Here is a 14,492-nt window from a genome sequence, read left to right on the forward strand (position 1 = left end):
TACCCTGCACTAAATGATCAAAAAACTATTTCAAAAACTGCTTAACAAATCGGGAAAAGACTACCAGATAGATCAGGATATACCCAACGGTTTTTTTATAAGGGTAATTTATAAAAGAATGATCATGCTTTTAAGAGGCCTTATCATAATGGGTAGAAAGGTTTACATTGGCAGCAACTGTTCTGTTAGCAACAAGCGAAATATTTTTTTTGGTAAAAATGTTACTATAGAACATCATACTATAATAGATGGCTATGCCTCTCAAAAAGTACACATAGGCCATGGCAGCCGCATTGGAGCATACTCCTGGGTAATGTGCACCAGCCATTTTTCTAAATACGGCAAAGGGCTTACAATGGGCAATAATTCTGCAGTAGGACAGTTTACAGAGTTTGGTGCCGCAGGCGGTATCGAAATTGGTAACGATGTTATAATGGGCTCTTATGTAAGCTTTCATTCCGAAAATCATAATTTTAGCGACACTACTAAGCTCATACGCGAGCAGGGAGTAACTTCTAAGGGCATAAAAATAGGCAACAATGTATGGGTGGGTGCCAAGGTTACTTTTTTAGACGGCTGTGTAGTGGGCAATCACTGTGTGGTAGCCGCCGGAGCAGTAGTAATAGGAGAATTTCCGGATTATAGTGTTATAGGCGGCATACCTGCCAAAATTTTAAAATCAATAAGCTAATGGGCTTAAAAGTTAAAAAAGAAGTAATATACGGCATATTGTTCTTTGCCTGTGTGGGCGTTCCTTACTTAGGCAGCTACGAACTTACATTTGGTGTATGGTCTTTAACTACCTTATTGACGGTAAGAAACAAATATTCGCTAACCATATTGCAACAGGTTGGTTGTTTTGCATCTATTTTTTTAATAGCCCTGTGCATTAGCTTTTTTCACGAAGTAAAAACCTACGAATATATTAGGGACATTACTTATATGGTTAAACCCATATTAGGATTGCTCATTGGTTACCAGCTGTGTAAAGACTACATGAAAAACCCTCTTGGCTTGGTAGTCAATACCGGTATTTTGATCGCTATAGCGCACTTACTGGTAATGGTATTTTCTATAATGATGTACAGAATTACCGACATGCATAAACTTAGGGAGTATTCTGGATATTTTAGCGACTATGAGGTATATGCACTTATAATACTATTATTTAGAAAAGAATTCAACCTCAATATTTCGGGCAAAAAATATCAGATCGGTGTCTTATTGTTAAGTGTTTCGATAGCATTGTATCTTGCCCGTACAAACTTCATTCAGCTCGGCATTTTTTACCTGGCCCTTAAAGGATATTTCCGTATCAACAAACGTTCGGTTATCATAATATCTACGCTTGTATTTGTGCTTGGGGCAAGCTATGCTGCCATATATTCCTATAACCCAAAACGCGGATCTAAAGGCTTCGAGGCATTTCTGTATAAAATAAAAATTGCCCCTACAGAACCTTTTAAGACCAAAGTTAGGGCCGATGACTGGAAAGATTTTCATGACAATTACCGCTCCTATGAAACCATCTTGACTTTAAGGCAGGTGCCACAGGGCGGTGTAAGTGCAGTATTGTTTGGCGAAGGCATGGGATCGTCTATAGACCTTAAAAGAAAAGTATGGCTTCAAACCAGCCTTATGCGCTATATTCCTTTTTTACATAATGGTTTCATGACAGTGTTTCTAAAATCAGGGCTTATTGGAGACATCATTCTTATAATATCTATATTGCTCTTCTTCAGACACAAAAAAACTGATGACAGCCGTGTAAAGCACTTAAATTATTTAATGACCGGTACAGGATTGTTCCTTGTAATGTCTTATTGGGTATTTATGGGGCTTTATTTTGTACCCGACTCTAAATCGGTAATAATTGGTTTTTTGATCCGCTATCGCGAAAATGTGATTGCTTCTTTAAAGAACCCTAAACTTATTTCATGAAAAACATTCTTGTAATACATCAGTCGGCAGAACTTTACGGATCAGACAAAACATTGCTTGTAGTACTTTCCCAACTTGATAAAAAAGATTTTTTTCCGGTTGTTGTATTGCCTTTTGAAGGACCGCTTAAAACAGAACTCGAAAAAGAGGGTATTAAAGTAGTAATAGCACCTGTTCTAAAATTATACCGCAAGATGTTTACCCCAAAAAACCTGCTTGCGCTTGCTAAAGGGGCAAATTCTGCCATTAAAACTTTAGATGAGTTACATGCCGTTTATAAGTTTGACATGGTGTACTCTAACACCCTTGCTGTACTTCTGGGCATGATATATGCACGCAAACGTAAGCTAAAGCACATATGGCATGTACACGAAATTATTACCACACCAAAAGTTATAGCCAATACATTTGCATGGCTGTTAGACCGTTATGCAACCCTTGTGGTGTGCAACTCTTACGCCACAAAAAACAACCTGACCAGCAGGCAAAAAACACTGGAAAGTAAAACGGTTGTAGTACACAACGGGCTCAATGCACTACCCCAAACACAACATCAGCCAAGCACTAAAACAAAATATGGCTTTGAAGAAACCGATGTTGTTATAACACTTCTTGGTCGTATTGGTTGGTTTAAAGGTCATAAATGGTTACTAAACACCTATATCGAAAACTTTAAAAACAGCAATGTAAAAATGTTGTTTGTAGGATCGCCTGTGCCTGGACAGGAACATTATCAGGACGAAGTTGAAGCTATAATTGCACAGCACAACCTGCAGGATAGTGTAAAGATAATAGCATTTACAACCAATGTACAGTCTATTTGGAATGCTACCGATATTACAGCTGTTCCGTCCACAGAGGCAGAACCCTTTGGACTTGTAGCATTGGAAGGTATGCTGGCAAAAAAACCTGTAGTAGCCTCTAACCATGGTGGCCTTACAGAAATTGTTGTTGATAAACAAACAGGCTTTTTAGTAGAACCCGGCAACAATGAAAGCCTTGCAAAAGCATTGAAAAATCTAATAGACAACCCACAACTGCGAAATGAGTTTGGAGCTAAAGGCTACGAAAGGGCAATATCGCAATTTAGCCAGGATCAATATGTAAAGGGAATGGTTGATATATTTGCAGGTAAAGTATCTAAAAGTTAGTATTAAAAGAATATATTTGCTCTTCTCAAAATTTTAAGATGAAAATAGCTATAGTAGGTACCAGGGGGATACCAAACCATTACAGCGGTTTTGAGCAATTTGCCGAATATTTTTGCGTATATCTTGCCGAAAAAGGACACGAGGTGTACTGCTACAATTCGCATAACCACAAGTATCAGGAAAAAACGTTTAAAGGAGTACACCTTATACACAAGTACGACCCCGAATATAAAGTGGGTACCTTTGGTCAGTTTATTTATGACTTTAACTGCATAATGGATTCGCGCAAAAGAAATTTTGACATAATCCTTCAACTGGGCTATACCAGCAACTCTATATGGCATTTTTTAATACCTAAAAAGGCGGTTAATATTACCAACATGGATGGCCTGGAGTGGAAACGCTCTAAATATTCGCCAAAAGTGCAAAAGTTTCTCATGTATGCAGAAAAACTTGCAGCAAACAGCAGCGACTATCTTGTAGCCGATTCTTTGGGAATACAATCGTTCCTGAAAAAGAAATATAATAAAGACTCCCAATACATACCTTATGGCGCGCATCCGTTTACAAACCCGGACGATGCCATTTTAAAAGATTTTGGCGTAGAAAAAGGAAACTACAACATGATCATTGCCCGCTTTGAGCCAGAAAATAATATAGATATGGTGCTACAGGGCGTGGCAGACAGTGGCGATAAAACCACCATTTTGGTAGTGGGAAACAATACCACAAAATATGGCGAATATTTAAAGAAAAAATATGCTGCTTATAACAATATTGTTTTTACGGGTGGTATTTTTAACATAACTTATTTAAACAATTTACGTTATTACTCAAAGCTTTACTTCCATGGCCACTCTGTGGGGGGCACAAACCCGTCTCTGTTAGAGGCTATGGCTTCGAGGGCATTTATAATTGCGCATAATAACGATTTTAACAAGGCGATTCTAAAAGAAAATGCCTACTATTTTTCTAACCCTGCTGAGGCAGCAACATTGCTTACTACCTTAAAAAGGGAAGAGAACACACAAAAAATTGAGAACAACTACAATGCCATAGTGCACGATTTTAACTGGGATAAGATAAATGGCGAATATTTACAATTTTTCGAGCAATGTTTTATTAAAAAGAATAGGCCTGTCGCCGGGTAAAAAGCTTTTAGTATTCTTAATATCGCTGGTAGCCATTACAATACCGTTAAGCAACATATACAATAGTATATCGTTAATATTTTTTGTGCTTATATGTGTGCTTTCAGCAAAAAAACAGGAAATATCGTTACGGTTTCCACTACTGCTGCCCATATTATTGTTTGGGATCATGGTGTTGTCGCTGTGCTGGTCGTTAGATTCAAAAATTTCGCTTAAAGCACTTGGCAAAGAAGCTTCACTTGTTTTTATCCCATTGGCATTTATACTTAACCGCCGCCTTAACCGCCGTGCTGTAGACGATATCCTCAAAAATTACAGCCTTGCCATGTGTCTGTTTTGCCTTTATTGCATTATCAGGGCAACGGTAAGATACAGTTCTTCAGGCAATATCGATGTGTTCTTTTATCACGAACTTTCAGGCCCTGATCTTAATGCCATATATTGTTCTGCATTGATTTCCCTCGCGTTGTTCGAGTTTATATCAAGAAAAAATAAAACCTTTTGGGGCTATATTGCAACATTGTTTTTGCTTATAATGGTGTTTTTACTCTCGTCTAAAAACATAATTATTATAGATGTTGCACTCATTATTGTATATTATATTTTCTTTTCCGGGTTAACAAAAAAAGCAATTACCATAACAGTGTGCCTTTTTTGTCTTTTTGCCTCTGCTTTGGGCTACTATGGAAAAATACATGAACGCATAGCACACGAAATGCGTCCTGTTGCTGTACCTACCGATATTACAGGGGTACATAATGTAACGGTTGGCGAAGCCTGGAAAACTGATAGATTTACAAATAACCATTATTTTAACGGCACAGCATTCAGAGCCTACCAAATAAGGATATTTACAGAAATGTTGCAGGAAGATCCTATATTTTTTAATGGCTATGGTTTAAATACATCCAGCATAAAAGTAGACCAAAAAGCAGCAGAACATAATATATTTCACGGTTCGGGAGAAGTTGTGGGTTACAACAAGTATAACTTTCATAACCAGTATGTAGAAACCTTTGCCGACCTTGGATTTTTTGGGTTTCTTATTGTTATAATTATTGTGTTGGTTAATCTTATAAACGGGCTAACCGCAAAATATTTTGTACATATTGCTTTTGCAGTTCTCATGATAAGCTTATTTTTGACCGAGTCTTTTTTATGGAGGCAAAGGGGGGTAGTATTCTTTACACTTTTTTATTGCCTGTTTAACGATTTGAGGCCATTATCTGCGCGCCTGCTCAATTTGTTGCGCCCAAACAAAGTAAAAGAGTTAGAGCAGGTATAAATGAACTTAAAATATTGAATAATAATTAAATAAGAAAGTATAAAACCTTTCAGCAGCAAACATTATAATGATCTTATCCTCAAGGAAAGGCTATTCTAAATATATAAGGCTAATCAATGTTCTATTTGATCTTGCCATGCTTACCATACTGTTCCCGTTATTTTATAACAACGAGTTTGGGCTAAACTACATTCATTTTGCTGCTTATCTGTTTGTTTCTTGGTCTTTAATAGCCTATTTTTCGGGATTTTACGAAATTTACCGCTATACGCTTCCACAACAAATAGCCACAAAAATTATTAAACAGGGCGCACTTTTTACCCTTGTTGTCATTGCATTCTTTCCGTTTGCAAAAAAAACAATATTCAGTGGTCAGGCAACATCACAGTTTTTAATAACCGGTTTTGCCATAATTACGGTATTTAAATTCCTGCTTTACTATTACTTAAAAAAATACCGAATATCTACCGGCAGTAATTATAGAAGTGCCATAATTGTAGGCTATACACCCGATGCCCTTGCCCTAAAAGACTTTTTTGAGACCAAAACAGAGTACGGATACCGCTTTATGGGATTTTTCTCGGATACCGTTGCCGGAGATAATATAAAAGGCGATGTGGAAGATATAAAAGTTTTTGTTAAGCAAAACAAAGTAGACGAAATTTACTGCTCTATAAACGAGCTTACCAACGACCAGCTAAAAGACCTTGTAAACTTTGCCGATGCAGCTAACAAAACAATAAAGTTTATACCCGACACTAAAGAAATTTTCTCTAAAAACCTGCGCATAGACTATTATGAGTTTTTCCCTGTGCTGTCGTTGCGCAAAACCGCCTTGCACGAACCTGCATCTCAAATCATTAAACGCGGTTTCGACATTGCTTTTTCTTTAATGGTAATTGTATTTGTTTTATCCTGGCTTGCCCCTATTTTGGCCTTGCTGATAAAACTCGAATCTAAAGGGCCTGTATTTTTTAAACAAAGTCGCCCCGGGCTGAACGAAAAAGAGTTTTTTTGCTATAAGTTCCGCTCCATGCAAATAAACGAAACCACCGAAAAATCGGTAACTAAAAATGACCCGCGCGTTACCCGCATAGGCAAATTTATACGCAAGACCAGTATAGATGAGCTTCCTCAGTTTTTAAATGTGCTGGAAGGCGATATGTCTATTGTAGGGCCACGCCCTCACCTGTGGACACAAAACAATGTGTATGGCAACACCATAAAAAAATACATGGTTCGACTTTATGTAAAACCCGGAATTACAGGGCTTGCACAGGTTAGGGGTTTTAGAGGAGAAATTACTAATGACGCCGATATGATAAACCGCATTAAATATGATGTGTTTTATATAGAGAATTGGTCGCTGCTTCTTGATTTCAAGATCATTATACAAACTGTAGTTAACATATTTATGGGCGAAGAGAAAGCCTATTAATATGTACCTTTGCATAAAATAAACAACACAACATGAATATTTTACTACTTGGCTCCGGAGGGAGGGAACACGCATTGGCACACAAAATGCTGCAAAGCCCACTATGCAATACACTTTTTGTGGCACCCGGCAATGCCGGAACAGCAGCTATTGCAAACAATGTAAACATTAGCCCAACTGATTTTGAAGCCGTAAAAAAACTTGCCCTGCAGGAAAACATCAATATGGTGGTAGTAGGCCCCGAAGACCCATTGGTTAAAGGTGTTTATGATTTCTTTAAAAACGATGCGCAAATTAGCAATATACCTGTTATTGGTCCATCGCAATATGGTGCACAACTGGAAGGTAGCAAGGAGTTTGCAAAAAAATTCCTTGTAAAGAATAACATCCCTACCGCGGCCTACGAAAGTTTTACTAAAGAAACCGTAGAGCAGGGATGCAAATTTTTAGAAACACTAAAAGCTCCTTATGTGCTTAAAGCCGATGGCCTTGCTGCCGGTAAAGGTGTGTTGATATTGCAGGACCTTGCCGAGGCTCAGCAGGAATTGCGCAACATGCTTGTAGACGAAAAGTTTGGTCAGGCAAGTACTAAAGTGGTTATAGAAGAGTTTTTAGATGGTATAGAACTTAGCTGTTTTGTGCTTACCGATGGTAAAAGTTATAAACTGCTGCCTACTGCAAAAGACTATAAGCGCATAGGGGAAGGCGATAAAGGTCTTAACACCGGCGGAATGGGTGCTGTATCTCCGGTACCGTTTGCCGATGCCGAGTTTATGCAAAAAATTGAGGAGCGTATTGTAAAACCTACTATTCAGGGCTTTGTAAACGACAATATAGATTATAAAGGCTTTGTATTTATCGGACTTATAAAAGTAGGTAACGACCCTTTTGTAATAGAATATAATGTGCGAATGGGCGACCCTGAAACCGAAGTGGTTATACCAAGGCTGAAAAGCGACCTTGTAGAGGTATTTAACGCCATGGCAAACCAAACGCTTGATACTGTTGATTTTGAAATAGATTCAAGGAGTGCTGCTACAGTAATGTTAGTATCCGGTGGCTATCCTGAAGATTATGAGAAAGGGAAAGTTATAACCGGGCTCGATGCTGTTGAAGGCTCTATTGTATTTCATGCCGGTACAACATTAAGTGGTACAGATGCAGTAACATCGGGTGGTCGTGTACTTGCTGTAACCTCATATGGGGAAGACTTTAAAGAGGCCATAAAAAAATCTTATCAAAACATAGATAAACTACATTTTGATAAGATGTATTATAGAAAAGATATTGGCTTTGACTTATGATAAGAAAGAGTGAGCCGTAGTATCCTGTTTGTCTTCGCCTGTAGCATCAAATATCCTGATCTGTTTTAGCCAGTAAACAAAAGCTGCACAGCAAATAATGATAAAAATCCAGGTAATAATGTTGGCAGTCCACCAGTTCTCTAATTCAAGATTCCTGAAAAAGTGCATTGGAATAAACAGGATGTCAGTAAAAAGATAATCTATGGCTTCAAAAAATGCTCTCATTTTTAGATAAGTATTTAGTTCAGTCACAAATGTATAAAATATTCACATGTTAGCAAGTATTTTTAGTAAAACAAGACCTATAAATTACGTTTTACTGGGCATTGCCCTGGTCTTGTTCTATTTTTTAAACTTGTTTAAAGAAACATCATGGCTGCAGGACTACACTCTTGCAGCCCAAAAAATAGGGTTATTGCTGTTATTGGCCGGTTCTTTACTTCTAACCGGCTTTATAACCCTGCGCAACACCCTAACAAAAGCAAACAGCTATGCCGTTGTACTGTTTTTGTTGTTTTTAATAATGTTTCCTACCACACTAACAAACAGCAATATAATTATTGCAAACTTTTTTTTATTGCTGGCATTACGCAGGCTGGTATCGTTGCAATCGCTCATAACCCCAAAAGAAAAAATATTCGACGCTTCTTTCTGGATATTTGCCGCAGCAGTATTTCATTTTTGGTGTATTATTTTTATTGTGCTGGTTTTTATATCGATAGTATTTCACGTAGCTCGCGACTATCGCAACTGGATCATACCATTTATAGCTTTTGTTGCGGTAACACTGCTGTACACTATGGCTGGCTTAATGATTAACCACAGCTTTTTTGACCATATACTTACACAAATTACCCCGGGTTTTGATTTTACTTATTTCGAAAATATTTATCAAAACATAGCCCTTGCCATCTATGCCTCTATTGTTGCATTGTTTGTTGCACCTTATGTAGTTAGCCTGAGCAGCAAGCCGCTTAACCTGCAATCATCACATAAAAAAATATTATATTCTTTTTTAATAGGAGTGGGCATCTATGTGCTTTCTGCCGAAAAGAACAATAGCTTTTTAACCTTTACTTTTGCACCTTTAGCCATTATAGGGGCTAATTATATCGAAAGTCAGGAAAACCAATGGGTGCGCGAAGCCGTTGTTTCGGGCATTTTAGCCATTGCCGTTTTTATATTTTTTATGCAACTATAGTTTATTGCCATAGGCAAGGTCTCCTGCATCGCCAAGGCCGGGCACTATATATTTCTTTTCGTTTAAATGGCTGTCTATAGAACCTATCCACAAATGGCAGCTATCGGGCAATTGCTTTTTTAAGTATTCAATACCCTCGGGCGCAGCAATTACAACGGCAATATGAATTTCTTTTGGAGTTTCATTTTCCATAAGCTTTTTAAATACCGCAACCAATGATAATCCTGTGGCCAGCATAGGGTCGGCCAAAATCATTACCTTATCTGTTAAAGATGGTACTGCCTTATACTCTACTAAAATATCAAAAGCATCATCCTTGTTTGGGTGATGGCGGTAGGCCGATACAAAACCATTTTCGGCTTCATCAAAATACGATAGGATCCCTTCATGCAATGCAAGTCCTGCACGCAGTATAGAACATATCACCACCTTATCTCTCAATAAGGAGGTATCTTTATTTCCAAGAGGTGTGGTTACCTCTGTAGGTGTATAACTCAGGTTTTTGCTTATTTCATAGCCCATAATCTCCCCTATCCGCTGGATGTTTTTCCTGAAACGCATACTGTCTTTTTGTATCGTTACATCACGAATCTGTGCCATAAAATGGTTCAGGATACTGTTGCCTTCCGAGAGATCATGCACTATCATTTTGCTAAAAATTTTGTGTTATGATGATAAAAGTATTAAAACTATATTTGTAAAAAAATAAAATATATGTTTTCTGCTATAGCATTTCCCATTTTTGAACAAAGCATTAAAGATTATCATTTATATGATGATATCAACCAGCCTATAAACAACCCTTTCCGTAAGGATAAAATAGAGCACCTGCTCTATGCCAAAAATTGGGTAGACACTGTACAATGGCATTATGAAGACATCATCCGTAACCCGGAAATTGATCCGGTTGAAGCTCTTACGCTTAAACGCAAAATAGATGCTTCTAACCAGGAGCGTACAGATATGGTAGAATATATTGACAGCTATTTTTTACAGCAATATGCCAATGTAACACCAAACGAAAACGCTACTATAAACTCTGAAAGCCCGGCATGGGCCATAGACAGGCTGTCTATACTTGCACTTAAAATATATCACATGAACGAGGAGGCTACCCGCGAAGATGCCACCCCGGAACACAGACAAAAATGCCAAGAAAAACTTGACGTGCTTTTAGAGCAGAAAAAAGACCTTAGTACTGCTATAGATACCCTGCTTGCCGATATAGAAAGCGGCAACAAGTTCATGAAAGTGTACAAGCAAATGAAAATGTACAACGATGATGAACTAAACCCTGTGCTTTATCAAAACAAAAAATAGGCTGAAATGCCCCACAGAAAACATAAACACCTGCTCCTGTTGCGTTTTTCGGCAATGGGCGATGTTGCCATTACTGTGCCTGTGGTACGTGCATTGGTACAACAACACCCCAATGTTAAAGTTACAGTAGCATCGCGTGCAGAGTATATGCCTTTTTTTGATGGCATACCTAACGTAAACTTTTATGAAGCCAATTTTAAAAAAGCCCATAAGGGCTTTTTTGGTTTGCTTAAATTATACAGGGCACTGCGCCACTTGCATATTTATGCCGTGGCCGACCTGCATAATGTAATGCGCTCTAAGGTAATTACCTTTTTGTTTTCGATCCGCGGCAAAAAAACAGCTACGACCAATAAAATGCGCAGCGAACGTGCTGCGCTAACTGCGCTAAAAGACAAACAGATAAACCCATTGCCACAGGTAACACAACTTCATGCTGATGTTTTAGCTCAACTGGGTTTCCCGATAGACTTAAGCAAAGTTGTTTTTCCTGAGCCTTTTACATTACCTGAAGATGTTACGAGAACAACTGGTACAAAAGAAGGCAACTGGATAGGCATAGCGCCATTTGCACAGCACAGCGGCAAAGTATATCCAAAAGACCTGATACAGCAGGTGATTAATACTCTTGCTGATAATCCTGAAAATAAACTCTTCCTTTTTGGCGGTGGCAGGCATGAAGCCAGGATACTGAAAGAATATGCCGGCAACAGGCCAAATATTGTAGTATTAGCGGGTGGTGTATTAATCCTAAAACAGGAACTGAAAGTTATAAGCAACCTCAACGTTATGCTAAGCATGGACAGCGCCAATGCACACATGGCAGCTATGCTGGGCATTAAGGCTATTACTCTTTGGGGAGCTACCCATCCCTATGCCGGGTTTGCACCTTTTAATCAACCCGCGGACTTTGCCCTTACTGCCAATAGAGACCAATATCCTATGTTGCCAACCTCTATATATGGCAATAAAAAAGTTGAAGGTTATGAAGATGCCATGCGCACCATTAGTCCTGAAAGCGTTGTAGCTAAAATAAATGAGGTATTAGAATTAGAATAGCCCTAAATCTATTGAATTATGAATAAAATTTTAAAAATATTCATCGGGTTAATAACGCTATTAATTCTGCAAGCCTGCAATGAAAAATCAAATTCTGATAAAATTACTTTATCTAAAAATACATTAGGGCAAAAAAAGGAATACACTTGTGAGGAATGTATTGTATTGATTGACAATCTTGTAAAAAAAAGTAGCTATGATAGCTATTTCAAATCAAATTACAAAAGCAGCTATTCAATTTTAGTTAATGAAGCTACTAAAGAAAAAATCACAATTCAAATCCTGTTAACAGATAACGAACATAATAATATACCTATAGGTTGGCTCGAATTAGATCTTCAAAATGATAAATTAAGAAACATCACTAACGATGACGAAAATCCAGAAGATTTGCAATCTGACGCCAGCTTAATCAACCAGTTTAAAGATCAGTGCATGCAATGCTGTACTGACTAAATTTAAATTAGTTTTTAGTAAATTCACACGTGTATTACCTCGTCATCTACTAAAAGTTCTTCTCGGCGCAGGCGCAGTAAAACCTGTGCAACGGCAACCACATCTTTTTCGCAGTAGGTAACAATACGGTCTATATCTTTTTCCACATAAAAAACGTGGCCCACCTGGCTGCCATCTATATCGCCTTTTGGCGATGGTATATTGAGTATCTTAGTGAGCAATTTTAGAGAAGTAAAACTTTTATAATCGCCAAATTTCCAGAGTTCCATGGTGTCGAGGTGTGGCACTTCCCAAGGCTTTTTACCAAATAGGTTTAACTTGGGCGGAATAGGAAGGCTGTTAATTATCATGCGGCGGGCAATGAACGGAAAATCGAACTCCTTTGCATTGTGCCCGCACATAATATGCTGCGGCTGGCTAAAATGGTTGTTAAGCAAATTACTGAAATCTTTTAAAATGCTTACTTCATCACCATGAAAAGACGTTACCCTAAAATGCCGTATGTCTCCCCTAAAAGTAAAATATCCGGCCGAGAGGCACACAATTTTGCCAAACTCTGCCCAAATTCCTGCGCGGTCATAAAACTCCTCTGCAGTAAAATCGTCTTTGCGCTGGTATTGGGTCTTTAGGGCATAAAGCTCTTGTGTTTCATCATCAAGAAGGCTGTAATGTTCCTGCTCCGGCACGGTTTCTATATCAAGAAAAAGTATATTTTCAAGTCTTATTTTTTCAATCATTACCTATTAGCCACAAAGGCATATTTTTCTTGCCAAACAAAATTAATTTACAGCCTCAGCCTTGGTTAACGGTTTATTGTTACCGGCTCCCTGGTCGGGTTCCATAAGCCCAAGCATTTTATAGGCTTCATCTACATATACATAAAAATCGTTGCTGTGCGGGTCGGTCTCTGTTTGCAGGCCTTTAATATGGCCCAGTCGGCAAATAATAAGTTTGTCCTCAGGTATTACAATTACAAACTGCCCAAGATGACCACGCATGTAATACATTTTCTTGTCGAGGTAATTGTTCAGCCACCATCCATAACCATACTGCGGCGAGGCTGCAAAACGTGGTGTTCTCATTTTAGCCACATCGGTACTGTCTATAATTTGTGTGCCGTTCCATTTGCCGTGATGCAGGAACAATTTTCCAAAGCGCGAAAAATCGCGGGCATTGCTGGCAATACAGCAATAGGCTTTTTCTATACCGTCTTTATGGTCGGTTTGCCATAGGGCATCATTATCAGCACCCATAGGCTGCCAAAATTTTTCAGAAACATAATCAGACAAATGCATTCCTGTAGCTTTTACAATAACCATCGCCAGCAATTCGGTAGCACCGCTCACATATTCAAATTCTTTACCCGGCTCTTTAATAACCCCTACGTTCAGCATCGTCTTTTCAAGTTCTTCACCAAAATAAGCACGGGTTGTAATTGAAAACGCACTGCTGTACTTCTCGTCCCAATCGAGACCGGTCGCCATCGACGATAAATCGCCTACGGTTAGCTTAGCCGCAAGGCCACTGCCAAACTCAGGAAAATAATCACTCACTTTTTGGTCGAGACTTTTGATTTTTCCTTCCTCAATGGCTTTAAACATAGCTATAGAAACCACACTTTTAGCCATGCTGAACGAATTAGATTTTGAATTCTTTCCATATCCGTCATAATAGCTTTCGTGCCAAATACTATCGTTCTTAATAATAAGATAAGCAACAGTACCCAGTTCTTTATGGGCTTCTTCGAGCCTCTTAGTAGCTTTTACCTTATTATAGTCTTTTGCTGTTGCCCAGGGCTGAGAAGTTCCTTTTTTAATAGTGCGGTTATCAAAATGCACATAGTCATCAAGGTAAGCCGTGGTTTTGCCGTGCAGGTAAACTACCCTAACAGCTTTCAGCAAATAATCGGCATTAAAAATATAAAGCAGGGCGACCACAATAGCCAGCAATGCTATGAGCCCGATGAAGAGTTTTTTAAGAAATTTCATAAAAGGTGGTTATGGATAGCTACGAATTTAAGCAAAATTTGTTTTAGATAGAACACGGATGACGCCAAGACAGTTTCAGGTTTAAAGTTTCAGGTTTGTTTTAAAGTTCTGTAGGCAGTCTTTATGTAAGAGTGTGGCTGCTCCATCCCCTTCGGGGAGGGTTGGGGAGGGGACAAAAAAGATTTGGATACACAGTAG

General features: G+C 38.5%; 15 protein-coding genes. 11 read left to right on the plus strand and 4 right to left on the minus strand.

Features of this window, described 5'->3' with window-relative positions; translation table 11 throughout:
* Positions 1–13: 13 nt before the first annotated feature.
* The 7 genes from GR160_RS15185 to purD all read left to right on the plus strand — a co-directional run bounded on the left by GR160_RS15185 (position 14) and on the right by purD (position 8,270).
* Positions 14–691, plus strand: a complete 678-nt coding sequence (locus GR160_RS15185; protein ID WP_160750743.1) for an acyltransferase — start codon at positions 14–16, stop codon at positions 689–691.
* Complete coding sequence (locus GR160_RS15190) at positions 691–1,941, plus strand: hypothetical protein (RefSeq protein WP_160750744.1); 1,251 nt, start codon at positions 691–693, stop codon at positions 1,939–1,941. Before GR160_RS15185 ends, GR160_RS15190 begins: the two co-directional genes overlap by 1 nt.
* Positions 1,938–3,092, plus strand: coding sequence for a glycosyltransferase family 4 protein (locus GR160_RS15195; protein WP_160750745.1), 1,155 nt, complete (start codon positions 1,938–1,940; stop codon positions 3,090–3,092). The genes GR160_RS15190 and GR160_RS15195 overlap by 4 nt, the downstream gene beginning before the upstream one ends.
* Before the next feature lie 38 nt (positions 3,093–3,130).
* Positions 3,131–4,243, plus strand: a complete 1,113-nt coding sequence (locus GR160_RS15200) for a DUF1972 domain-containing protein (protein WP_160750746.1) — start codon at positions 3,131–3,133, stop codon at positions 4,241–4,243.
* On the plus strand, positions 4,179–5,528 hold the full coding sequence (locus GR160_RS15205; RefSeq protein WP_160750747.1) for an O-antigen ligase: 1,350 nt from the start codon (positions 4,179–4,181) through the stop codon (positions 5,526–5,528). The genes GR160_RS15200 and GR160_RS15205 overlap by 65 nt, the downstream gene beginning before the upstream one ends.
* 67 nt (positions 5,529–5,595) lie before the next feature.
* The gene (locus GR160_RS15210) at positions 5,596–6,966 is read left to right on the plus strand and encodes an undecaprenyl-phosphate glucose phosphotransferase (RefSeq protein WP_237421235.1); all 1,371 of its coding nucleotides are present in this window, start codon (positions 5,596–5,598) and stop codon (positions 6,964–6,966) included.
* A 32-nt stretch (positions 6,967–6,998) separates the two neighbouring features.
* Complete coding sequence (gene purD / locus GR160_RS15215; RefSeq protein ID WP_160750748.1) at positions 6,999–8,270, plus strand: phosphoribosylamine--glycine ligase; 1,272 nt, start codon at positions 6,999–7,001, stop codon at positions 8,268–8,270.
* Here the strand turns inward: purD and GR160_RS15220 are convergent.
* Complete coding sequence (locus GR160_RS15220) at positions 8,265–8,495, minus strand: uracil phosphoribosyltransferase (RefSeq protein ID WP_160750749.1); 231 nt, start codon at positions 8,493–8,495, stop codon at positions 8,265–8,267. The genes purD and GR160_RS15220 overlap by 6 nt on opposite strands.
* Positions 8,496–8,541: 46 nt before the next feature.
* Between GR160_RS15220 and GR160_RS15225 the strand changes: the two genes are divergently transcribed.
* The gene (locus tag GR160_RS15225) at positions 8,542–9,471 is read left to right on the plus strand and encodes a DUF6427 family protein (protein WP_160750750.1); all 930 of its coding nucleotides are present in this window, start codon (positions 8,542–8,544) and stop codon (positions 9,469–9,471) included.
* Here the strand turns inward: GR160_RS15225 and upp are convergent.
* Positions 9,466–10,119 carry a uracil phosphoribosyltransferase gene (gene upp, locus GR160_RS15230; protein WP_160750751.1) on the minus strand — a complete coding sequence of 218 codons (654 nt, stop codon included), beginning with the start codon at positions 10,117–10,119 and terminating at the stop codon, positions 9,466–9,468. The two genes, GR160_RS15225 and upp, sit on opposite strands and share 6 nt — an antisense overlap.
* A 66-nt stretch (positions 10,120–10,185) precedes the next feature.
* Here upp and GR160_RS15235 point away from each other — a divergent pair, with 66 nt between their 5' ends.
* From GR160_RS15235 to GR160_RS15245, 3 genes are read left to right on the plus strand one after another with little or no spacing between them, the layout of a single operon-like run.
* Positions 10,186–10,791 (plus strand): DUF4254 domain-containing protein, encoded by a 606-nt coding sequence (locus GR160_RS15235; protein WP_160750752.1) that lies wholly within the window; start codon positions 10,186–10,188, stop codon positions 10,789–10,791.
* Positions 10,792–10,797: 6 nt separating this feature from the next.
* The gene (locus GR160_RS15240) at positions 10,798–11,850 is read left to right on the plus strand and encodes a glycosyltransferase family 9 protein (protein ID WP_160750753.1); all 1,053 of its coding nucleotides are present in this window, start codon (positions 10,798–10,800) and stop codon (positions 11,848–11,850) included.
* Between the two features lie 18 nt (positions 11,851–11,868).
* A complete protein-coding gene (locus tag GR160_RS15245) occupies positions 11,869–12,306 on the plus strand; it encodes a hypothetical protein (RefSeq protein ID WP_160750754.1) in 438 nt (145 codons plus the stop codon).
* A gap of 23 nt (positions 12,307–12,329) precedes the next feature.
* Here the strand turns inward: GR160_RS15245 and GR160_RS15250 are convergent, their stop codons facing one another.
* Both GR160_RS15250 and GR160_RS15255 read right to left on the minus strand, forming a co-directional pair.
* Positions 12,330–13,043 carry a 3'-5' exonuclease gene (locus GR160_RS15250; protein WP_160750755.1) on the minus strand — a complete coding sequence of 238 codons (714 nt, stop codon included), beginning with the start codon at positions 13,041–13,043 and terminating at the stop codon, positions 12,330–12,332.
* A 42-nt stretch (positions 13,044–13,085) separates the two neighbouring features.
* Positions 13,086–14,294, minus strand: coding sequence for a serine hydrolase (locus GR160_RS15255; protein WP_160750756.1), 1,209 nt, complete (start codon positions 14,292–14,294; stop codon positions 13,086–13,088).
* Positions 14,295–14,492: the final 198 nt, after the last annotated feature.

This window comes from Flavobacterium sp. Sd200 (genome assembly GCF_009826935.1).
Classification (GTDB): Bacteria; Bacteroidota; Bacteroidia; order Flavobacteriales; family Flavobacteriaceae; genus Flavobacterium.